The sequence below is a fragment of the Candidatus Pelagibacter communis genome, from assembly GCF_001179945.1.
In the GTDB taxonomy this organism is placed as follows: Bacteria; Pseudomonadota; Alphaproteobacteria; order Pelagibacterales; family Pelagibacteraceae; genus Pelagilacustribacter; species Pelagilacustribacter ubique_A.
Genome location: NZ_CVSG01000012.1, coordinates 1 through 22,465, shown reverse-complemented (window position 1 = coordinate 22,465; position 22,465 = coordinate 1). Strand labels below are relative to the sequence as shown.

The 22,465-nt window shown below is 31.3% G+C and carries 20 protein-coding genes; 14 read left to right on the top strand and 6 right to left on the bottom strand.

Annotated elements, in window-relative coordinates; genetic code table 11:
* Positions 1–18: 18 nt before the first annotated feature.
* Positions 19–1,512: a CoA-acylating methylmalonate-semialdehyde dehydrogenase gene (locus AMN78_RS00545; protein ID WP_075533690.1), complete on the top strand. Its 1,494-nt coding sequence runs from the start codon at positions 19–21 to the stop codon at positions 1,510–1,512.
* A 10-nt stretch (positions 1,513–1,522) separates the two neighbouring features.
* A complete protein-coding gene (gene mdh, locus AMN78_RS00540) occupies positions 1,523–2,479 on the top strand; it encodes a malate dehydrogenase (protein WP_075533689.1) in 957 nt (318 codons plus the stop codon).
* Here the strand turns inward: mdh and AMN78_RS00535 are convergent, their stop codons facing one another.
* The gene (locus AMN78_RS00535) at positions 2,480–3,238 is read right to left on the bottom strand and encodes a class I SAM-dependent methyltransferase (RefSeq protein WP_075533688.1); all 759 of its coding nucleotides are present in this window, start codon (positions 3,236–3,238) and stop codon (positions 2,480–2,482) included.
* A gap of 113 nt (positions 3,239–3,351) precedes the next feature.
* On the opposite strand from AMN78_RS00535, the gene AMN78_RS00530 reads away from it, so the two are divergent.
* The 12 genes from AMN78_RS00530 to atpC all read left to right on the top strand — a co-directional run bounded on the left by AMN78_RS00530 (position 3,352) and on the right by atpC (position 19,470).
* Entirely contained in the window at positions 3,352–4,929 is a 1,578-nt protein-coding gene (locus AMN78_RS00530) for a hypothetical protein (RefSeq protein WP_075533687.1), read from the top strand.
* A 1-nt stretch (position 4,930) separates the two neighbouring features.
* Positions 4,931–6,094, top strand: a complete 1,164-nt coding sequence (gene sucC, locus AMN78_RS00525) for an ADP-forming succinate--CoA ligase subunit beta (RefSeq protein ID WP_075533686.1) — start codon at positions 4,931–4,933, stop codon at positions 6,092–6,094.
* Complete coding sequence (gene sucD / locus AMN78_RS00520; protein ID WP_075533685.1) at positions 6,095–6,970, top strand: succinate--CoA ligase subunit alpha; 876 nt, start codon at positions 6,095–6,097, stop codon at positions 6,968–6,970. It abuts the gene before it with no gap.
* A 32-nt stretch (positions 6,971–7,002) separates the two neighbouring features.
* Positions 7,003–9,894 (top strand): 2-oxoglutarate dehydrogenase E1 component, encoded by a 2,892-nt coding sequence (locus tag AMN78_RS00515; protein ID WP_075533684.1) that lies wholly within the window; start codon positions 7,003–7,005, stop codon positions 9,892–9,894.
* The gene (gene odhB, locus AMN78_RS00510) at positions 9,895–11,241 is read left to right on the top strand and encodes a 2-oxoglutarate dehydrogenase complex dihydrolipoyllysine-residue succinyltransferase (RefSeq protein WP_075533683.1); all 1,347 of its coding nucleotides are present in this window, start codon (positions 9,895–9,897) and stop codon (positions 11,239–11,241) included.
* A gap of 1 nt (position 11,242) precedes the next feature.
* Entirely contained in the window at positions 11,243–12,643 is a 1,401-nt protein-coding gene (gene lpdA, locus AMN78_RS00505; protein ID WP_075533682.1) for a dihydrolipoyl dehydrogenase, read from the top strand.
* Between the two features lie 28 nt (positions 12,644–12,671).
* Entirely contained in the window at positions 12,672–14,621 is a 1,950-nt protein-coding gene (priA, locus tag AMN78_RS00500) for a replication restart helicase PriA (RefSeq protein WP_075533681.1), read from the top strand.
* Between the two features lie 78 nt (positions 14,622–14,699).
* Positions 14,700–15,257, top strand: coding sequence for an ATP synthase F1 subunit delta (atpH, locus tag AMN78_RS00495; protein ID WP_075533680.1), 558 nt, complete (start codon positions 14,700–14,702; stop codon positions 15,255–15,257).
* Position 15,258: 1 nt separating this feature from the next.
* Positions 15,259–16,782: a F0F1 ATP synthase subunit alpha gene (atpA, locus tag AMN78_RS00490; protein WP_075533679.1), complete on the top strand. Its 1,524-nt coding sequence runs from the start codon at positions 15,259–15,261 to the stop codon at positions 16,780–16,782.
* A complete protein-coding gene (locus tag AMN78_RS00485) occupies positions 16,782–17,660 on the top strand; it encodes a F0F1 ATP synthase subunit gamma (protein ID WP_075533678.1) in 879 nt (292 codons plus the stop codon). Before atpA ends, AMN78_RS00485 begins: the two co-directional genes overlap by 1 nt.
* 2 nt (positions 17,661–17,662) lie before the next feature.
* Positions 17,663–19,081 (top strand): F0F1 ATP synthase subunit beta, encoded by a 1,419-nt coding sequence (gene atpD / locus AMN78_RS00480; RefSeq protein WP_075533677.1) that lies wholly within the window; start codon positions 17,663–17,665, stop codon positions 19,079–19,081.
* Entirely contained in the window at positions 19,081–19,470 is a 390-nt protein-coding gene (gene atpC / locus AMN78_RS00475) for an ATP synthase F1 subunit epsilon (RefSeq protein ID WP_075533676.1), read from the top strand. The genes atpD and atpC overlap by 1 nt, the downstream gene beginning before the upstream one ends.
* On the opposite strand, the gene AMN78_RS00470 is transcribed toward atpC, so the two are convergent.
* Genes AMN78_RS00470 through AMN78_RS00450 form a run of 5 tightly spaced genes read right to left on the bottom strand, consistent with a single transcriptional unit; the run spans position 19,460 to position 22,196 of the window.
* Positions 19,460–19,930: an RNA pyrophosphohydrolase gene (locus AMN78_RS00470; RefSeq protein ID WP_075533675.1), complete on the bottom strand. Its 471-nt coding sequence runs from the start codon at positions 19,928–19,930 to the stop codon at positions 19,460–19,462. The two genes, atpC and AMN78_RS00470, sit on opposite strands and share 11 nt — an antisense overlap.
* A 3-nt stretch (positions 19,931–19,933) precedes the next feature.
* Positions 19,934–21,070: a S41 family peptidase gene (locus AMN78_RS00465; protein ID WP_075533674.1), complete on the bottom strand. Its 1,137-nt coding sequence runs from the start codon at positions 21,068–21,070 to the stop codon at positions 19,934–19,936.
* Positions 21,067–21,414, bottom strand: a complete 348-nt coding sequence (rsfS, locus tag AMN78_RS00460; RefSeq protein ID WP_075533673.1) for a ribosome silencing factor — start codon at positions 21,412–21,414, stop codon at positions 21,067–21,069. The genes AMN78_RS00465 and rsfS overlap by 4 nt, the downstream gene beginning before the upstream one ends.
* Complete coding sequence (gene nadD, locus AMN78_RS00455) at positions 21,414–21,953, bottom strand: nicotinate (nicotinamide) nucleotide adenylyltransferase (protein WP_075533672.1); 540 nt, start codon at positions 21,951–21,953, stop codon at positions 21,414–21,416. The genes rsfS and nadD overlap by 1 nt, the downstream gene beginning before the upstream one ends.
* Positions 21,954–21,956: 3 nt before the next feature.
* The gene (locus tag AMN78_RS00450; RefSeq protein ID WP_075533671.1) at positions 21,957–22,196 is read right to left on the bottom strand and encodes a hypothetical protein; all 240 of its coding nucleotides are present in this window, start codon (positions 22,194–22,196) and stop codon (positions 21,957–21,959) included.
* Positions 22,197–22,465: the final 269 nt, after the last annotated feature.

The window sequence follows — 22,465 nt, the reverse complement described above, 5'->3', positions numbered from 1 at the left end:
TATTTAATCAATAACATCATGAAAACAATACAACATTTTGTTGGTGGCAAAAGCTTTTCAGGTCAGTCTAAAAGGACAAGTAAAGTGTTCAATCCAGCAACAGGCGAACAAAGCGCTGAAGTTAAATTAGCATCAACAAAAGATGTTAACGATGCAGTCTCTAATGCGCAAAATGCTTTTGTTTCTTGGTCTGAAAAACCACCTCTTCAAAGAGCCAGGGTTATGTTTAAGTTTAAAGAGCTAATCGAAAAAAACTATGATGAATTGACAAAGATTATAGTTTCAGAACATGGGAAAGTTTATGAAGATGCAAAAGGTTCGCTAACTCGTGGTCTAGAGGTAGTAGAGTATGCATGTGGAATTCCACAAATGCTTAAAGGTGAGTTTACTGAAAACGTTGGCTCGAATGTTGATAGTTGGTCAATTAGACAACCTCTTGGAGTTTGTGCGGGTGTTACTCCTTTTAACTTCCCTGCAATGGTTCCAATGTGGATGTTTCCCATGGCAATAGCTTGTGGAAACACCTTTGTATTAAAACCCTCAGAGAAAGATCCAACATGTTCAATCCGACTTGCTGAATTATTAAAAGAGGCAGGATTACCAGATGGAGTATTCAATGTTGTAAATGGAGATAAAGAGGCAGTTGATGCTTTAATAAATAACAAAGACGTAGTAGCAATGAGTTTTGTTGGTTCAACTCCAATCGCTAAATATATCTATGAAAATTGTGCTAAAAATGAAAAGAGAGTTCAAGCTCTAGGTGGAGCTAAAAATCATTGTGTTGTTATGCCAGACTGTGATTTGGACCAAGCAGTTAATGGTCTTATGGGAGCGGCATACGGTTCAGCAGGAGAGAGGTGTATGGCTCAATCAGTTGCAGTTGCAGTTGGAGGAATTGGCGATAAATTAGTGAATGCATTATCAAAGAAAGTTGAAGCTTTAAAAGTTGGACCCGGTATGGATAAAGAGTCTGAGATGGGGCCACTTGTTACAAAAGAGCATTTAGAAAAAGTAAAAGGATATGTTGATATTGGCGTTAAGGAGGGAGCAAAATTAGTTGTTGATGGAAGGAAATTTAGGATACAGGGATATGAAAAAGGTTTTTATATTGGAGGATGTTTATTTGACCACGTAAAAAAAGATATGAGGATTTATAAGGAGGAAATTTTTGGGCCAGTTTTATCAGTAGTAAGAGCCAAAAATTTTGATGAAGCTCTTAAATTAGTTAATGATCACGAATACGGAAATGGAGTTAGTATATTTACAAGAGATGGAGATACAGGAAGAACATTTTATAACAAAGCAAAAATAGGAATGGTTGGAATTAATATACCTATACCCGTGCCTATGGCGTTTCATAGTTTTGGTGGCTGGAAAAGATCTTTATTTGGGGACCAACACATGCACGGTCCTGAGGGAGTGAGATTTTATACCAAATTAAAAACGATAACCTCTAGATGGCCATCTGGACTCAGATCAGATCCTGAATTTGTGATGCCTACAATGAAATGAGGTTAAAATAATGAGAAAAAAAATTACATTAATTGGTGCTGGGCAAATTGGAGGGACTCTAGCTCATTTAATCGCATTAAAAGAACTTGGAGATGTTGTTTTATTTGATGTAGCAGCAGGTATTGCAAAAGGAAAAGCTTTAGATATTGCTCAATCTTCTCCAATTAACAAATTCAATATTAATTTACTGGGAACAGACAATTATGAAGACACAAAAAACTCTGATGTAATCATTATCACCGCAGGTGTTCCTAGAAAACCAGGAATGACAAGAGATGATTTACTTGGCATTAATTTAAAAATAATTAAACAAGTAGCTAATGGTATAAGAAAAACGTCACCTAATGCCTTTGTTATTTGTATTACTAACCCGTTAGACGTTATTGTTATGGCGTTACAAAAATATTCTGGTTTACCTAAGAATAAAGTTATAGGTATGGCTGGAATTCTAGACTCCTCTAGATTTATTTATTTTTTATCACAAGAATTAAAAGTCCCTGTCCAAAAAATAAAATCATTTGTACTAGGTGGACACGGGGATACCATGGTTGCTATGCTTGAGTCCACAGAAATTGATGGAAAAAAAATCTTAGATCTAGTGAAAGAGGGAAAAGTTAAGCAGCAAAAATTAAATGAAATAGTGGATAGAACTAAAAGTGGTGGAGCTGAAATAGTAAAATTACTTGGAAACGGATCTGCATTTTATGCACCTGCAGCTTCAGGAGTTGAGATGGCAGAGAGCTATTTAAAAGATTTAAAAAAACAACTTCCTTGTGCAGCTTATTTAAATGGAGAGTATGGCACAAAAGATTTATATGCTGGAGTTCCTGTAATAATTGGGTCTAGCGGAGTTGAGAAAGTGGTTGAGATTAAATTATCTAATCAAGAAAAGGAAAATTTTAAAAAATCTATTGATGCTGTGAAAGAACTTTTTAATGCTGCAAAAAAAATTGACCCCTCTTTATAATTAGTTTTTTTTAAGAACTATTCTTCTTCCCATACAAAATATTTTAGGAAACAACTTTACTAATATTCTATCAATTTTGTTTAATAAATTTAAAAAGAAATTATTTAAAGGTATACATTTAGTTTTTGAAGTAACTCCACCTGAGTTTAAAAAAATAAAACATTCCGTGAGTTTTTCATATTCAATTTTAAAATGTTTACCTAAATTTTTTTCAAATTTTGCTTTATCATCAAATATTAAGTGTGGAACAGCAATATTGCCATGCCAAGCATTTTTTTCATCACTTTTTGGATTTTTTTCATCCCATACATCAAGAGTAAAATCGAAACCTTCATGTTTCATAATTATGGTAGCCAACTGAAATATTAATGAGCAATAAGACTCGAATATGATTAATTTCCCACCTTTTTTTAAAATTCTATTCATTTCCTTAAAAAATTTAATAGGATATGGAATATGATGAATCATATTTGAGGCGATTACGTAGTCGAAACTTTCACCTTCAAAACCTGTACTTTGAGCATCTATTTTCTTAAAATCTAAATGATCATCTTCTCCTATATCAGTTAGTTTGAAATTTTTATTTTTTATAAAATCTTTTGAAAAACCTGCACCAGACCCAACTTCTATCCCAGTCTCTTTATCTTGAATAAAATCATTCATCCAAGAAAACCTTTCACTTAAAAGAAACTTTACGTTTTTTGATTTTGATGAATAATACAATTCCCTAGCAATTTTGGTATCTGCTATAGATTTCATTCGATTTTCGTTATGGGAAAACTGAACTTTTTTAAATATCTTTATCATATTTGTAATTATATAAATTTAAAAAATAGATTATATGTTTATAATACAGTTGATCTTTTCAAAACATGTTTTTAAAAAAAACCACATTAAAAGAACTTCCGATAATAGCAGGAATTTCAATTTATGCTTTCTACATCAATTGGTTCAGCGGTAACATCGGCGTTTTGCCTATCGACTCATTCGGGTTTTTAGATACTGGTCACAGTATTTTAAAGGGTAAACTGCCGATAAGAGATTTTTGGATATTCACTGGTTTGTTAGTCGATTATATGGAAGCCTTTTTCTTAACCATATTTGGAAACAGCTGGAACAGCCATTTGATCCACTCATCGTCTATGAATATTTTTGCTGTATTAGTTTTGTATTATTTTCTAAAAGATTTTAAATTTCAAAAAAAATATATTATCGCCTATTGTATTTCATTTGCAACACTATGTTACCCAGTTTCTGGTACACCATTTGCCTATATTCATTCATACATTTTCTCTTTGGTAGCAATTATGTTTTTTATTTTAGCAATTAAAAATAAAAATAAAATTACTTGGTTCTTGTTTCCATTTATTTGTTATTTTTCTTTTTTTTCGATGCAAACGCCGTCTGGCTATATATTATTAATTTTACTACTTAGCTTGATTAGCTATTTTTCAACTACAAAAGATTTTGAAAGTTTTAAGATCTTTTTAGCAGGTTCTTTTAGTGCTACATTGATGTTTCTCTTTTTTTTATATATCACAAATACACCTTTTGAAAATTTTATCTATCAGTATATATTATTTCCATTAACGATCGGAGAAGGAAGAATTTCAAGTGACACAGCTGCTTATGTAAGTTTATTAGACCAAATTAATTTTAAAAGATTAGTAGGTGATTTTAAATTTATTCATTTGATTTTAATACCTTTAATATTCTTATCTTTTAAAAATTTTGACAAAAATAAAAAAATAATTAATTATCTTAATTCTATATTCATAATATCTGTATTTGCATTTTTATTTAATCAATTAATTACTGCAAATCAGATTTATATATTTAGTCTTATTCCTATTTTAGCTGCATTACTTCATTTAAATATTGAATTATCAAAGGTAAATCGAAAAGTAGTTTTCTTGCTTTTTTTCGTAGTTTTGTTTGCAACAATAAAATTTCATTACAGATATAATGTAGAAAGAAAGTTTCATGATTTAGAAAGCTTAGATAAAAGTAAAGCTGTAGAAGCAAAACAAATACATCAAAATTTGAATAGTCTTAAATGGATAAGTAAAAATGATGTACCTGGAATTGAGGCAGAAGTTTTACAAAAAGCAATCCGAGTAATAGAAAATGATAAAAGGGAAAAAACATTGATAACTCACTACCAGTTTATATCTACGGTATTGGATGAAAATCTTAATATACTTAATCGATGGTATCTTTGGGACAACAATACTCATCCCACAGAAAACCATAAATATTTTGATAATTACAAATCTTTGGTAAATAAAAACATTAAATCTAATAATGTTGAGGTTATTTATCTTTTAGGGCAAAAAAATGAGATAACTTTTGATAAAGTTAAAAATTACTTTACCGATGTTTGTTTTAAAAGTAAAACGCTCATGGAAAATAAATTTTCAATCCATGAAATAGTTAGTTGTAATAAATAATATGAATATTCATGAACATCAGGCTAAAGAAATTTTAAAAGAGTTTAAAGCCCCAGTTTCAAACGGAATAGTAATTTATTCTAAAGATGAAATTGAAGATAAAATTTCAATTCTTAAAGGCAAACAGTATGTTCTAAAGGCCCAAATCCATGCAGGAGGAAGAGGTAAAGCCGGCGGGGTTAAGCTTATTAAAAATGTATCTGACTTAGTATCAGAGGCAAAAAAAATGATGGGAAAAATTTTGATCACTCATCAAACAGGGCCTGAAGGTAAGGAAGTCAAAAGACTCTATGTTGAAGAAGCATCAGATATTTTAAAAGAATTTTATCTTTCATGTTTAATTGATAGAGAGTCATCAAAAATAGCTTTTATTAGTAGTACCGAAGGAGGGATGGACATAGAAAAAGTAGCTGAAGAAACACCTAATAAAATAATTACAACAAAAATAGATTTAAAAAGTGAAGGTCCAAGTAAAGAGGAAATTGAAAATATTATTTCAATATTTAATTTCGATGAATCACAAAATAACGTTGCTTCAAAATTAGTGCAATCACTTTATAAAATTTTAATTGAGAAGGATGCTAGTCTTATAGAAATAAATCCACTTATAATTACAAAAGAAAATAAAATTATTTGTTTAGATGCAAAAATGAATTTTGATGATAACGCAATTTTTAGAAGACCAGAGATCTTAAAATTAAGAGACTTGAACGAGGAAGAATCGGCAGAAATAGAGGCAAGCAAACATGATTTAGCTTACATAAAATTAAATGGTACAATTGGCTGTATGGTAAACGGTGCAGGTCTAGCAATGGCTACAATGGATATAATAAAATTATATGGTCAAGAGCCCGCAAATTTTTTAGACGTAGGCGGTGGGGCTTCAAAGGAAAAAGTAACTGCAGCATTTAAGCTAATCTTAGCTGACAAAAATGTAAAAGGGATTCTAATCAATATTTTTGGAGGAATAATGAGATGTGATGTTTTAGCCTCAGGTGTAGTTGAGGCTGCAAAACAAGTAAACCTTTCGGTGCCTTTAGTAGTTCGATTAGCAGGAACTAATTATAAAGAAGGTAAAGAAATTTTAGACAAATCAAATTTAAAAATTTTATCAGCAGCTGATTTGAATGATGCAGCTAAAAAAATTGTGGAGGCTATAAAATAAGTGTCAGTATTAATAAATAAAAATACAAAAGTTATCTGCCAAGGTTTCACTGGAACTCATGGAACCTTCCATTCAGAGCAAGCATTAAAATATGGAACGAAGCTCGTGGGAGGAGTTACTCCAAAAAAAGGTGGGCAAAAACATTTAAATTTACCAGTGTTTAACACTGTTCAAGAGGCTAAAGATTATACTTCAGCAAATGCAACAATGATTTATGTTCCTCCTCAATTTGCTGGCGCTGCAATTATTGAGGCAATAGAGGCAAAGATGGATTTAATAGTTTGTATAACTGAAGGGATACCTGTCATTGATATGTTAAAAGTAAAAAAGATTTTAAAAAATAGTAAGTCAAGACTAATTGGACCAAATTGTCCAGGCATAATAACACCTGATGAATGTAAAATAGGTATCATGCCAGGTAATATTCATAAAAAAGGTTCTGTAGGAATTGTTTCAAGATCTGGAACACTCACTTACGAAGCTGTAGCTCAAACTACATCTAATGGTATTGGACAGTCAACCTGTATCGGTATTGGTGGTGACCCGATAAATGGAACAAATTTTATAGATTGTTTGGAACTTTTTCTTAAAGATGAAGAAACAAAATCAATAGTTATGATAGGGGAAATAGGCGGATCTGCTGAAGAGGAGGCTGCAGAATTCATTAAAAAAGAAAAAATAAAAAAACCGATGGTTGGTTTTATTGCAGGGCTTACAGCGCCTCCTGGTCGAAGAATGGGACATGCAGGCGCGATTATATCTGGGGGAAAAGGTGGAGCTGAAGATAAAATTGAAATGATGAAATCTGCTGGAATTTCTATATCAAAATCACCAGCAGACATTGGTAGAACTTTATTTGATAAACTAAATAGTTGATTTTTAAAATTTTGTGTTAAAATAAACATCTTATGTCCTCTTCAAATAACAATACTACTTACAAAAAAACCTCTTTTTTATCTGGAATTAATTCTGAGTTTATTAATCAATTTTATTCTGACTATTTATCAGATCCAAAATCTTTACCTCAGGGATGGAGAAAGTTCTTTGAAGGATTGAGTGAGGATGAAAAACTTGTTTTAAACGATTTGAATGGTCCAAGCTGGTCTCCTACAAAAAAGATTAATAGACTAAACATTCTAGTACCTGAAATTGAAAAAGAGAAAGAAGAAAAAAAGAAATTTGACTCTTCTTCAATAAAACAAGCTTCACAAGACTCAGTAAGAGCTATAATGTTAATCAGAGCATATAGGATAAGAGGTCACCTTATAGCAAATTTAGATCCGCTTTCCCTACAAAAAAAAAATGAACATCCAGAATTAAAACCTGAAAGTTATGGTTTTACTGAAAGAGACTATCAAAGGAAAATATTTCTGGATGGAGTGCTTGGACTTCAATATGCCAATTTAAGTCAGATTATTAAACTTCTTAAAAAAACTTATTGTTCTACTATTGGTTACGAATTTATGCACTTAGGTGATCCAGAGGAAAAAGCTTGGATAAGAAATAGAATTGAAGGTCCAGAAAAAGATATAACCTTTACTGATAATGGAAAAAAAGCAATTTTAAATAAAATTATAGAAGCAGAAGGATTTGAAAAGTATTTACATGTGAAATTTGTAGGAACAAAAAGATTTGGTTTAGACGGTGGAGAGTCTTTAATACCAGCTTTAGAACAAATTATTAAAAGGGGAGGAAACCTTGGTGCTAAAGAGATAAAAATTGGAATGCCTCACAGAGGTAGACTTAACGTATTAGCAAATGTAATGGGTAAACCTTATAAAGCAATTTTTAGTGAATTTTTTGGAAAATCAGTTAATGCTAGTAAAGATTTTGAAGGAGATGTCAAATATCATTTGGGAGCATCTTCAAATAGAGAGTTTGATGGGAATCTGGTTCATATTAGCTTAACTGATAACCCTTCTCATCTCGAAGCAGTAAACCCAGTTGTTTTAGGTCAGGTGAGAGCTAAACAATTTTTTCATCAAGATAAAAATAGAAAAAAAGTTATTCCAGTTTTAATGCATGGAGACGCTGCTTTTGCTGGTCAAGGAATAGTTGCAGAGTGTTTTGCAATGTCAGGTTTGCCAGGACATAATATTGGAGGAACTATCCACGTAATTGTAAACAATCAAATTGGATTTACTACAGCACCTAGATTTGCTCGCTCATCTCCGTATCCATCCGATGTTGCTAAAATTGCCCAGGCTCCCATATTTCATGTCAATGGAGATGACCCCGAGGCAGTGGTTCATTGCGCAAAAATAGCAACAGAGTACAGACAAAAATTTAATCGTGATGTTGTTATAGATATGGTTTGTTACAGACGCTTTGGACATAACGAAGGTGACGAACCTTCATTTACTCAACCTTTAATGTATAAAAAGATAAAATCACACCCCACTACGTTAAATATTTACGGAAACAAACTAAACGATGAGGGCCTCATATCTAATGAAAAACTTCAGACGGAGAAATTAAATTTTAAAAAGTATTTAGAAAAAGAATTTGAAACATCGAAAAATTATAAATCTGAGCTGAAGTGGTTTGATGGTGTTTGGTCAAGGTTTAAACCAGGTTTAGGAAAAGACAAAAGAGGTGCCAGCGGCTTTGATGAGAAAAAATTAATTAAGATCGGAAAAAAAATCTCGACAATACCGGAAAATTTTAATGTTCACAAAACACTGAAAAGAATTTTTGAATTAAGATTTGAAATTTTCAATAAAACAAAACAAGTTGATTGGGCAACAGCTGAAAATTTAGCATTTGCAACATTATTAACTGAGGGATTCTCAGTAAGATTATCTGGACAAGATTCAGGTAGAGGAACTTTTAGTCAAAGACATGCTGTTTTACGAAATCAAGATAATCACGAAAGATACATTCCTCATAACAATATAGAAGCAAATCAAAAAAAATTTGAAATAATTGATAGTCTATTATCTGAGTTAGCAGTTTTAGGTTTTGAGTTCGGTTACTCTCTATCTGAACCAGAGACATTGGTTCTTTGGGAAGCTCAGTTTGGAGATTTTGCAAATGGTGCACAAATAATTATAGATCAATTTATAACTTCAGGAGAGTCAAAATGGGGGAGAGCTAGTGGTTTAGTAATGTTACTACCCCATGGTTATGAAGGTCAAGGACCCGAGCATTCATCTGCAAGATTAGAAAGATTTTTACAGTTATGTGCTGGCGAAAATATACAAGTGGTAAATTGTACTACACCATCTAATTATTTTCACGTATTAAGAAGGCAAATGCACAGAGAATTTAGAAAACCACTTGTCATCATGACACCAAAATCATTGTTAAGACATAAAAGATGTATGTCTGATATATCAGAATTTTCAATAAAAAGTACTTTTCATAGAGTTTTAGAAGATGATGCTTATAAAAAAATAAATAATCTACTAACTTTAAATAAAGATAATAAAATTAGGAAAGTGATTATTTGCTCGGGAAAAATATATTATGATTTAATAGATGCACGAGAAAAATCAAAATATAAAGATGTAGTAATAGTTCGTTTGGAGCAGTTGTACCCTTTTCCAGCTAAAACTCTAGCGAGTATATTAAAAAGATACAAAAATGCTGATTTCATTTGGTGTCAAGAGGAACCAAAAAATATGGGTGGATGGAATACTGTTAGAAATTATATAGATAGAACTCTAGAGATGATAAACTTCAGAGATATCAACGTAAAATATGTAGGTAGACAAGCTTCTTCATCAACTGCGACTGGAAATGCAAACAAACATCTTGCACAACAAAAAGAAATATTAGAAAAGGTATTTAAAGTTTAAATGTCAGAAAAAATTACAGTACCAACACTAGGCGAGTCAGTCACTGAGGCGACAGTTTCTAAATGGCTTAAATCTCAAGGGGACAAAGTAGTTGCCGATGAACCTATTGTTGAATTAGAAACAGATAAAGTCAATGTTGAGGTGCCGGCACCATCAAACGGTATCTTAGGGAGCATTGCCGTAAAAGAGGGAGAAACTGTAAACGTTGGATCATTGTTAGGCACAATAAACGATAAGTCAAGTCAAGTGACAAATACACCAAAAGAAATAAAAAACTATAATCCACCAAAAAAACAGGTTTCAAATGAGCCAAAATTATTTGAACAAGAAATTAAAAAACCTACCTCAAAAAAAATAAATAAACCTAAATTAGCAGAACCAGTATTAAAATTGGATAACGAGAGTATTACTAATGAGGAAGCTCCTTTGATTTTGAATGAACTTCATAAAGAAAAAAAAGCTGTACAAAAAACAAGTTCTGTAAAACAAGATACTTTAATGTCTCCTGCTGCTCGCAAGATGGCACATGAAGCTAATGTAGATATTAATGAAATACGTGGGACCGGTAAAAATGGAGTGATATTGAAAGAGGATATAATGAGTTTAATGGGATCTAAACCGTCTCCATCGGAAAGAAAAGTCAAACATGGACCAGAAGAAAGAGTAAAGATGACTAGATTGAGATTAACTATTGCCAAAAGACTCAAGGAAGCACAAGAAAATGCAGCTATGCTTACAACATTTAATGAAGTAGATATGAGCGAAGTAATAGCAATGAGAAATCAATACAAAGATGAATTTCAAAAAAACTATGGTGTTAAATTAGGTTTCATGTCTTTTTTTGTAAAAGCATGTGTAATAGGTTTAAAAAATTATCCAGCAATTAACGCTGAAATTCAAAACGAAGAGATAGTTTATAAAAATTATTACAATATAAGTATAGCAGTAGGAACTGACAGAGGTTTAGTTGTACCTGTTTTAAGACAAACTGATGAAATGTCATTTGCTGATATTGAGAAAAATATTGGAGAGTTAGGGCAAAAAGCTAGAGACGGAAAAATTACTATTGAAGATTTACAAGGTGGTACTTTCACGATTACAAACGGAGGCATATATGGATCGATGTTATCTACACCAATTTTAAATCCGCCCCAATCCGCTGTTCTTGGTATGCACAATATTATTCAAAGGCCAATTGCTGTAGATGGCAACGTAGAAGTTAGACCGGTTATGTATTTGGCTCTATCTTATGATCATAGAATAATTGATGGAAAAGAAGCTGTCTCATTTTTGAAAATTGTAAAAGAGTCTCTTGAACAGCCAAAGAGACTTTTTTTAAATATATAATATGGATAATTTTGATTTAATAGTTATTGGCGGAGGACCTGGAGGTTATGTTTGTGCGATACGAGCTGCACAATTAGGTCTTAAAACTGCCTGTGTGGAATCCAGAGGAACATTAGGTGGGACTTGCCTGAATGTTGGTTGCATACCATCAAAAAGTCTACTTAATTTATCTGAAAACTTCCATAAAGCAAAAAAAGATTTCAACAAGCAAGGAATAGAAATTGAAGGTATTAAATTAAATATAGAAAAAATGATGTCAAACAAAAACAAATCAGTTCAAGTGCTAACAAAGGGTGTAGAGTTTTTATTTAAAAAAAATAAAGTTACATATATCAAAGGCAAAGGTGTTTTGTTTTCAAAAAATGATATTGTAGTTTATGAAAATAACAAGAGAGCGAATTATAAAGCAAAAAATATTGTTATAGCTACAGGGTCTGCAGTTGTTTCTCTACCAGGCATAGAAATTGATGAAAAAAATATAATTTCTTCAACTGGAGCATTGTCTTTGAATGAGGTGCCAAAGAAATTAGCAGTTATTGGCGGAGGTTATATAGGTTTAGAAATGGGTTCGGTATGGTCAAGACTAGGCTCAGAGGTTACTGTAATTGAATATCTCGATCATATAACTCCTGGTATGGATAGAGAAATATCTGACGAATTTAAAAAGATTTTAACTAAACAAGGAATAAAGTTTAAGATGGGTTCAAAAGTGAATTCTGTTAAGACTAATGGAACAGGAATTTTAATAAATTTTACAGATGTAAAAACGTCGAAAGCTGAGTCATTAGAATTTGATAAAGTTTTGGTCTCGGTTGGTAGAAAGCCATACACAGAAGGATTAAATTTGACAAAAGTCGGAATAAAAAAAGACAGCAAAGGTAGAATCGAAGTTAATAGTAAGCTTCAAACATCAATTAAAAATATTTATGCGATAGGAGATGTGATTAAAGGACCAATGTTAGCTCACAAAGCAGAGGAGGAAGGGATCGCAGTTGCTGAAATTTTGGCAGGTCAAGCAGGTCATGTAAACTATGATGTAATTCCAGGAGTTATCTATACATCTCCCGAAGTAGCCACGGTTGGCAAAACAGAGGAACAACTGAAAGAAGAAAAAAAATCTTACAAAGTTGGAAAATTTCCTTTTTTAGCTAATTCGAGAGCGAAAGTTAACAACGAAACAGATGGATTTGTAAAGATTTTAGCTGATAGTGAAACTGATAAAGTACTAGGCGTGCATATAATTGGCCCGCATTGTGGAGATATGATTGCAGAGATGGCTTTAGCGATGGAATTTGGAGCAAGTTCAGAAGATATTGCTAGAACGTGTCATGCCCATCCTACACATACAGAAGCCATTAAAGAAGCAGCTTTAGCTGTTGATAAAAGACCAATTCATTTTTAAAAAAGTAAAATTCAACTACTATTAAAATATGAAAGCACAAGTACTGCTGCCTAAAATATTTAATTTTTCATTCACATACGAAACAAAAAAAGAAAAATTGACTCCAGGTGATATTGTTGAAGTCCCGTTTGGAAAAGAAAAGGCGACTGGTGTTGTGTGGCCAGATAAAATTTTTGCGCCAAAAGACATAAAAATTAAAAATATCCATAAAAAGATAGGCAAAATTTCTTTAAATAAAAATTTCATTAATTTTATGAAATGGTTTGCGATGTACAACGTAACACCCTTAGGGCTCGTTCTTAAAATGGTCATTGGAGGAAATAAAAATTTATTTATAAAAAATGACAAAAATTTTGATCTAAGAATTATTAAAGCGAAAAAATTTAACTTAAATCAAGAACAGAATAATGCTTTTAAATTTCTAAATTTAAAAAATAATAGATTTGATGTTTCTGTCCTTCAAGGAATAACTGGTTCAGGTAAAACACTTGTATATTTTGAGAGAATAAAAAAAATTATTGCTGAAAATAAGCAAGCTTTGGTTTTACTTCCTGAAATTTTTTTAACTAATGAATTTAAATCAAGATTCTATGATTTTTTTGGTTTCGAACCTGCAATTTGGCACTCAAAAATAACGCCAAAAAATAAAAAAATTATTTGGAATGGCATAATTAATAATAATATTAAACTAGTAGTTGGAGCAAGATCTTCTTTACTTTTACCTTTTAAAAAACTTGGAGTTATAATTGTTGATGAAGAACATGACACTTCTTATAAGCAAGATGAAGGTGTAATATATCATGCAAGAGACATGGCAATAGCCAGAGCTTCCTTTGAAAAAATACCAATCCACTTGATTACTTCGATACCATCACTTGAAACTTTTAATAATATTCAAAATAAAAAATTTAGACATTTTAAAATTAACAAAAGATACGCTGACTATCCTTTACCAAAAACAAAAATTGTTAATTTAAATTTAAGAAAAATTAAAAATAGTTTTATTTCTGATGAGAGTATTAAAATAGTTAAAAAGTTCCTTGAGAAAAATGAACAGGTTTTATTTTTTTTAAATAGAAGAGGATATGCCCCATATCTGATTTGTAAAAACTGCGGATATAAACAGATATGTAATAATTGCTCAATGTATTTAACATTTCATAAAAATAAAAATAAAGCTATCTGCCATCATTGTTCTTCTGAAAAAAAAATAACAAATAAATGTAAAGATAAAAAAAATTGTGATTTTATAATGTATGGTCCAGGTGTTGAAAAAATCTATGAGGAAGTAAGTAAATTATTTCCTACTAGCAAAATAGAAATTTTTTCAAGTGATTATATGAAAAAAAAAGATCATATTAATTCTTTGTTTAATAGAATCAGAAATAATCAGGTAGATATTTTAGTTGGAACTCAGATGATTTCGAAAGGCTTTAATTTTCCTAAACTAAATTGTATAGTTGTAATCGATGCAGATTTTTCGGGAAGAGGTTACGATTTAAGAACTACTGAAAAAAATATTCAATTATATAACCAGTTAAGTGGAAGAGCTGGTAGATTTAGTTCTGAGTCTTTAATTGTTTATCAAACATTATCTCCAGAGGATATTACTTTAAATGAGTTAATCAAAAGTAATCCTGATGAAATTTTAAAAAAAGAACTTATTTCTAGAAAAGAAAATTCTCTACCTCCTTTTTGTAGACTCATTGCAATTATCGTATCGGCAAATAATCAATCTTTAAGTATTGAAGGAGCTAGACAAATTAAAAGACATCTAAGTAAAATTATTGGTTTAGAAATCATGGGTCCCGTAGACTCGCCTTTACTGAAGATAAAAAAAAAATTTAGATCAAGATTATTAATTAGGTTTAATGAGAAAAGCTTAAAGCAAAAAATGGTTTCTAACCTTCTAAATTCATTGAAAATCTCAAGTAAAATTAAACTTACGGTTGATGTCGATCCTGTAAATTTTGGTTAATTTATAAATTGGTAACTTGATCAAGGTAAACTCTTATGATACGAAACCTTCATTATTTCACAATAATTTCAATAAAAAATGAGCACACATAAATCTTTCTCAACAGAAACTTCAGAAAGATACTCTCGCGCACTTTTTGAAGTAGCCCAAGAAGCTAATGAATTAGAGAAAATAGAAAATGACATCAAGAACTTTGCCTCTCTATTGAATAATAGCCTTGAGATAAAAAATTTCATACACAATCCAACTCAAAGTAAACAAAATCAAAATAACGTATTAAAACTATTGGCTGAAAAGCTGAGTCTTTCAAAAAATTTAAAAAACTTTATGTTTTTATTAATTGAAAAAAGAAGGATATTTTTTGTTGAAAAAATTGTTGATAGTTTTTTAAAATTATGTGCAAAAAAAAGAGGAGAAGTTAAAGCTTCTTTAATATCTTCTAAAGAATTATCAGAGACTGAACTTGAGAATATAAGTAAAGAACTATCTTCTTCAACAAGCTCAACTATAAAACTTAACTATAAGGTTGATAAAGAACTTATTGGAGGATTAAAACTTCAACTTGGAAGCTTTATGATCGATACCTCAATAAAAAATAAATTAAATAAATACAAACAGGCGATGTTAGAAAGTTAATATGTCTATAAACCCTTCAGAAGTTACTAAATTACTTAAAGATCAAATTAAAAATTTTGGTGAAAAAGCTGAAGTTTCAGAAATTGGAAAAGTTTTATCAGTTGGTGATGGAATAGCGCGAGTTTACGGTTTGGATAATGTTCAGGCTGGAGAAATGGTCGAGTTTGAAGATGGCTCTAAAGGCATGGCTCTAAACTTAGAAAATGACAATGTCGGAGTTGTAATTTTTGGAGATGATAGAAAAATTAAAGAAGGTGATACAATTAAAAGAACCAATGCAATTGTTGATGTTCCAGTTGGAAAAGAATTATTAGGAAGAGTTGTAGATGGTTTAGGAAATCCAATAGACGGAAAAGGAGCTATCTCTACAAAAGAAAGAAAAAGAGTTGAAGTAAAAGCCCCAGGTATAATTCCAAGACAATCTGTAAGTGAACCAATGCAGACAGGACTAAAATCTATCGACTCGCTAATACCTGTAGGCAGAGGCCAAAGAGAATTAATTATTGGTGACAGACAAACAGGTAAAACTGCAGTTGCTATTGATACAATTATTAATCAAAAAAAAATTAATGAGTCTTCTGACGAGAAGAAAAAACTTTATTGTGTTTATGTGGCAATTGGACAAAAACGTTCAACTGTAGCTCAAATAACTAAGACTTTAGAAGAAGCAGGCGCACTTAAATACACAACCATAGTTGCTGCAACAGCATCAGATTCTGCGCCACTTCAGTTTTTAGCTCCATATACTGGCTGCACGATAGGTGAATATTTTAGAGATAATGGAATGCATGCTTTAATAGTCTACGATGACTTGTCAAAACAAGCAGTAGCATACAGACAAATGTCACTTTTACTTAGAAGACCTCCAGGAAGAGAAGCCTACCCTGGAGATGTTTTTTATCTTCACAGTAGACTTTTAGAAAGATCTGCAAAATTAAGTGACGCAAATGGAGGGGGATCATTAACTGCATTACCAATTATTGAGACTCAAGCAGGCGATGTTTCTGCTTATATTCCTACAAATGTAATTTCTATTACTGATGGACAAATATTTTTAGAAACTGAATTATTTAACCAAGGAATAAGACCTGCAGTTAACGTTGGCTTATCAGTATCGCGAGTAGGATCAGCAGCACAAACTAAAGCGATGAAAAAAGTAGCTGGCTCAATCAAATTAGAACTTGCCCAATATAGAGAAATGGCAGCTTTTGCTCAATTTGGATCAGACTTAGATGCTTCTACTCAACAGCTATTGAATCGAGGTGCAAAATTAACAGAATTATTAAAACAAGACCAATACTCTCCAATGACTGTTGCAGAACAAGTAATCTCAGTTTTTGCTGGAGTAAAAGGATATTTGGATGACATTGATTTAGTAAAAATTAAGGGATTTGAGAAAGATATAATCGAAAAAGTCAAAAATGATAAACCAGAAATAGTTGAAGCAATTCAATCATCTGGAAAATTAGATGAAGATACAGAAAATCAATTAAAACAAATTATAGAGGAATATAAGAAAAAATAATGCCTAGTTTAGATGATCTAAAAAAAAGAATTAAAAGTGTAAAATCTACGCAAAAAATTACTAAGGCAATGAAGATGGTTGCCGCTGCTAAACTAAGAAAAGCTCAAGAAAGTGCAGAGAAAGGCAGACCTTACAGTCAAAAAATGCAAAATATAATATTGAATTTGACTAAATCCATCAATGACCCTCAAAATGCCCCAAAACTTTTGGTCGGAACAGGAGAAGATAAAAAGTATTTGTGTGTAGTTTTAACTGCTGACAGAGGGCTTTGCGGAGGATTTAATTCAAATATTTGTAAATTAGCTAAGACTAATTTTAAAAAAATTCTAGGTGAAGGAAAAGAACTTAATATTATTACAGTTGGTTCGAAAGGACATGATCAAATTAAAAGAGAATATGAAAAATATGTGATTAAAAAATTCAGTTTTAAAGATAAAAAAAACATAAGCTTTAACGAAGCGGATGAGGTAGGAAAAGAAATAATATCTTTATTCAATCAAAATAAATTTGATAAATGTATTATATTTTACAACAATTTTAAAAATGTAATTACACAGATACCCCAAGCTCAACAAATAATTCCAGCGGAGACAAAAAATTTAAAAGAAAACAATAACGAAAACTTTTCATATGAGTTTGAACCAGAAGAAGATGAAATTTTAGAGGACTTGTTACCAAAAAATATTTCAACTCAAGTTTTCAAAGCTCTACTTGAAAATGCAGCAAGTGAACAAGGATCAAGAATGACGGCGATGGATAATGCAACGAGAAATGCTGGGGATTTAGTCGATAAACTTACAATTGATTATAATAGAAGCAGACAAGCCTCTATTACAAAAGAATTAATAGAAATTATATCAGGAGCAGAAAGTTTATAATTATGAGCAAAAAAGGAAAAATAACACAAATCATTGGTGCAGTAGTTGACGTAAATTTTGATTCTGACTTACCGGAAATTTATACAGCTTTAGAAGTAAACAATTCAGGAAATAAACTGATCTTAGAAGTTGCTCAGCACTTAGGAGAAAACGATGTAAGAACAATTGCGATGGACGCAACAGAAGGTCTTAAAAGAGGTGATGAAGTCATAAATACTGAAGCGCCGATTAGTGTGCCAGTTGGTCCTGAAACACTAGGAAGGATTATTAATGTTGTTGGTGAGTCTATAGATGAAAAAGGTGAAGTTAAGACAAAAGAAAAATGGCCAATACACAGAGAAGCTCCAAAATTTACTGATCAAGCAACTGAAACTGAACAATTAGTAACAGGCATAAAAGTTATCGATCTTTTAGCACCATATGCGAAAGGTGGAAAAATTGGATTATTTGGTGGAGCCGGAGTTGGAAAAACTGTAACGATCATGGAATTAATTAATAACATTGCAAAAGCACATGGAGGATTTTCAGTTTTTGCAGGTGTTGGCGAAAGAACTAGAGAAGGAAATGATTTGTATCATGAAATGATTGAGTCAGGAGTAATAAAAACTGATGGAAAAGGATCAAAAGCAGCACTAGTTTATGGACAGATGAATGAACCCCCAGGAGCAAGAGCAAGAGTTGCTTTAACTGGATTGACGGTTGCCGAATACTTTAGAGATAAAGAAGGTCAAGACGTTTTATTCTTCGTAGACAATATATTTAGATTCACTCAAGCCGGTTCGGAAGTATCAGCTCTATTAGGAAGAATTCCTTCAGCCGTTGGATATCAACCAACACTTGCTACAGATATGGGTAATTTACAGGAAAGAATTACTTCTACAGACAAAGGTTCAATTACCTCTGTTCAGGCTATTTATGTTCCTGCTGATGACTTAACAGACCCAGCGCCCGCTACATCTTTCTCGCACTTAGATGCAACAACAGTATTATCAAGACAAATCGCAGAAATAGGAATTTATCCTGCTGTAGATCCGTTAGACTCAACTTCAAGAATATTAGATCCAAGAGTAGTTGGAGAAGAGCATTATAGAGTAGCTAGAGATGTGCAAAAAATTTTACAAGCATATAAATCTCTTCAAGATATTATTGCTATTCTAGGAATGGACGAACTCTCCGAGGAAGATAAATTAACTGTTGCTAGAGCAAGAAAAATACAAAGATTTTTATCACAACCTTTCTTTGTTGCAGAGGTTTTTACAGGATCTCCGGGAAAGTTAGTGGATTTAGATGCAACTATAAAAGGCTTCGACTCTATTTGCAAAGGAGAATATGATCATTTGCCAGAGGCAGCTTTTTATATGGTTGGTGGTATAGAAGAAGTAGTAGAAAAGGCAGATAAGCTAGCTAAAGAAAACAAATAATGTCGGAGAAATTTACAGTTGAAATTATTTCACCCGATGGGACTCTATTAAAAAGTGAGACCAGCGAGGTAATAATTCCCTCCTATGAGGGCGAAATGGGTATTTTAAAAGAGCACATTCCGCTTATAACTTTCTTGAGGCCTGGGATTATAAAAATAAAAGATAATGAGGAAAAAAGTTTTTTTGTTGAGGAGGGCACGGTAGAGTTTGTAAACAATAGTCTTTTAATCTTAACATCAACAGCTAAAGAATTAACGGATATTGATCAAAACTTTATTAAAAATAGTGTTATTGAAGTAGAAAAAAAAATGAGTGACAATAAATTATCAGACAAAGAAAAATACGTACTTTCCTATAAAATAAATACCCTAAAAAATATCAATCAATAAATTTTTTTAAATTTTTTAATAAATCTAAATATAATTTTTTTTTAAAATTAACAATTACATTCGGAAGCTCATCAGGTAAAATCCATTTCCATTCTATAAACTCTGGGTGTTTTGTACTGAGATTTATTTCATTCTCATCCCCAGTAAATTTTGTTATAAACCACTTTTGTCTTTGACCTCGAAATTTACCTTTCCAAATAATTCCTACGAGATTATCTGGTAGTTCATATTCAAAAAAACCATTTATCTCCTTTAAAATTTCAATGCTTTTTATACTAGTTTCCTCTAAAAGTTCTCTTTTCATCGCTGATAGATAACTTTCTCCTGAATTAACTCCACCTTGAGGCATTTGCCACTTATCTATTGGATTATCTTTTCTCTTAGCAACAAAAACATGATTTTTTTTATTAAGAATTATTATACCCACCCCGTCTCGCATGGGTAATTTTTTTCTTTTCATATTTTAAGAATTAAAAAGTTTAATAGCGTAATTAAGCTGGTTATCTTTTTCTGAGTTTATTAAAAAATCTTCACCTTTTTCCTCTACTAAAATATCAGGTGTCACTCCCACTTCAGAAATAGATTTTCCAGATGGCAAGTAATATTTCGATATAGTTAACCTCATGCCTCCACCGTTTCTCAAAGGAATAATAGACTGAACAGAGCCTTTACCATATGAGTTCTCACCTAATATAATCGCTCTTTTATGATCTTTTAATGCTCCGGCAAAAATTTCCGATGCAGATGCAGAACCATTATTGATTAAGACTATAATTGGTTTGCCTTTTATTTCATCTCCTTTTCTGGCAAAAAATTTTCTAGTTTCAGAAATTTTCTTTCCTTTAGTAGATACTATTTCACCGTCTTCTAAAAAAAAATCTGTAATATTAATTGCTTGCTGAAGTAAACCTCCTGGATTGTTTCTAAGATCAAGCACATACCCTTTCATTTTTTGATTTTTTTCAAATTCTTTCACAGATTTCAAAAATTGTTTATCACTATTTTCATTAAATGATTTTAATCTTATATAGCCAAGATTTTTTTTCTCACCGATTGTATTTGAACTGACAGATTGAACCTCAATAATTTTTCTAACTATTTTAAATTCTAATGGTTTTTTTACATTTTTACGTCTAATAGTAAGGTCTATAGATGTGCCAACGGGACCCCTCATTAATTTTACTGCTTCTAATAAAGATTTTCCTTGAACTTGTTCATTCCCAATTTTCACAATGTAATCACCAGCTTTAATACCAGCTTTAGCAGCGGGAGTATCATCAATAGGGGAAATTACTTTTACTACTCCTGACTCCATCCCAATCTCTATTCCCAAGCCTCCAAACTCACCTCTTGTATCGGTTTGCATCTCTTTGAAAAGTTCTGGGCTCATGTATGCCGAATATGGGTCTAGAGACTGAAGAACTCCATTAATAGCAGAGTCCATCATCTCTGCCTGATCCACATCATCAACATAATCCTTTTTTATATTTTCTAAAACCTCACCAAATAAATCTATTTTTTCATAGAGATCACTTTTTGAATAAACTGGAGATAACAATATATTGACAAAAAAAATAGAAATTACAAAAATTTTTTTCATATGATTGCCTTTTGTTTTGGAATTTCTTCTGACCACATTTTTTCTAAGTCATAAAGCTCTCTTTTCTCTGGATGAAAAATATGAACAATTACATCATGTGCATCAACTAATTTCCAATCATTACTATTTTTTCCCTCTATACGACAATTATCTATACCTAATTTTTTTAATTGGGTAACAAGTATTTCAGATAATGCCTGTAAATGTCTTGAAGATGTTCCAGAAGCAATGACCATATAATCTGCAATGTATGATTTATTTTTTAAGTCAATGCTCATAATGTTTAGCGCTTTATTATCGTCTAATATTTTTTCAATATTATTTTTAATATCAATAATTCCCATTAAGTACTTGATTTTGAATGCTTTTTTAAAAGTGTTGATGATATAACTATTGGTTTGTTTTTTATAAAAATTATTCTATTTTTAAAATTTTTAACCACAGTAGATTTCATACCCTTTCTATCATATCCTCTTCTAGAAAAAACTATTAATTTTACTAATTTTAGTATTTTTTTCCAGCTTTTCCACTTGTGAAATTGAGCTAAATTATCAGAGCCAATTACAAAATAGATATTTTTTATCTTCTTTTTTTTCATAAAGTAATTAATCACATCAATAATTCTAGAGGATTTAATAATATTTTCTAAATAGATTAATTTAATCTTCTTTTCAGTTTTAGCTATTTTTTTGGCAAACTTGATTCTTTCTTCTAAAGAATAAAATGTTTTATTTTTAAAAGGATTTTTTCTTGTAATAACCCAGTAAATTCTTTTTAGTTTTAATTTTTGTATAGTAATTTTTGATATCCCCAAATGCCCTTTATGTGCTGGATCAAAACTACCACCTAATAAACCAATATTTTTTTTTTGGGTATTTGCCATCAACTATTGTCTAACAATTCCTTTTCCAGAAACAATATATTTATAAGAAGTTAGTTGATTTATTCCTACAGGACCTCTAGGTGGAAGCTTATTAGTTGAGATACCGATTTCCCCACCAAAACCAAATTCTCCACCATCAGCAAATTGAGTTGAAACATTATGCATTGCTATTGAGCTATTAACACCATTTAAAAAAATCTCGGCATTTTTTTTAGTACCAGTAATAATGCTATCGGTATGCATTGTGCCATATTTCAAAATGTGATCGACAGCTCCATGAACATTTTTAACTGTCTTAATTGAAATAATGGCATCTAAATATTCAGTTTTCCAGTCTTTCTCTGAAGTTTTTTAATTTTCCTTTAAAAATTTTATTAACTTTTTTGTCAGCTCTGACCTCACAGCCTGAATTTAAAAGAGTATCTATTATTTGTTTAGCATGTGAGTTTAGGGCTTGGGAATAGAGATTGGGATGGAGTCAGGAGTAGTAAAAGTAATTTCCCCTATTGATG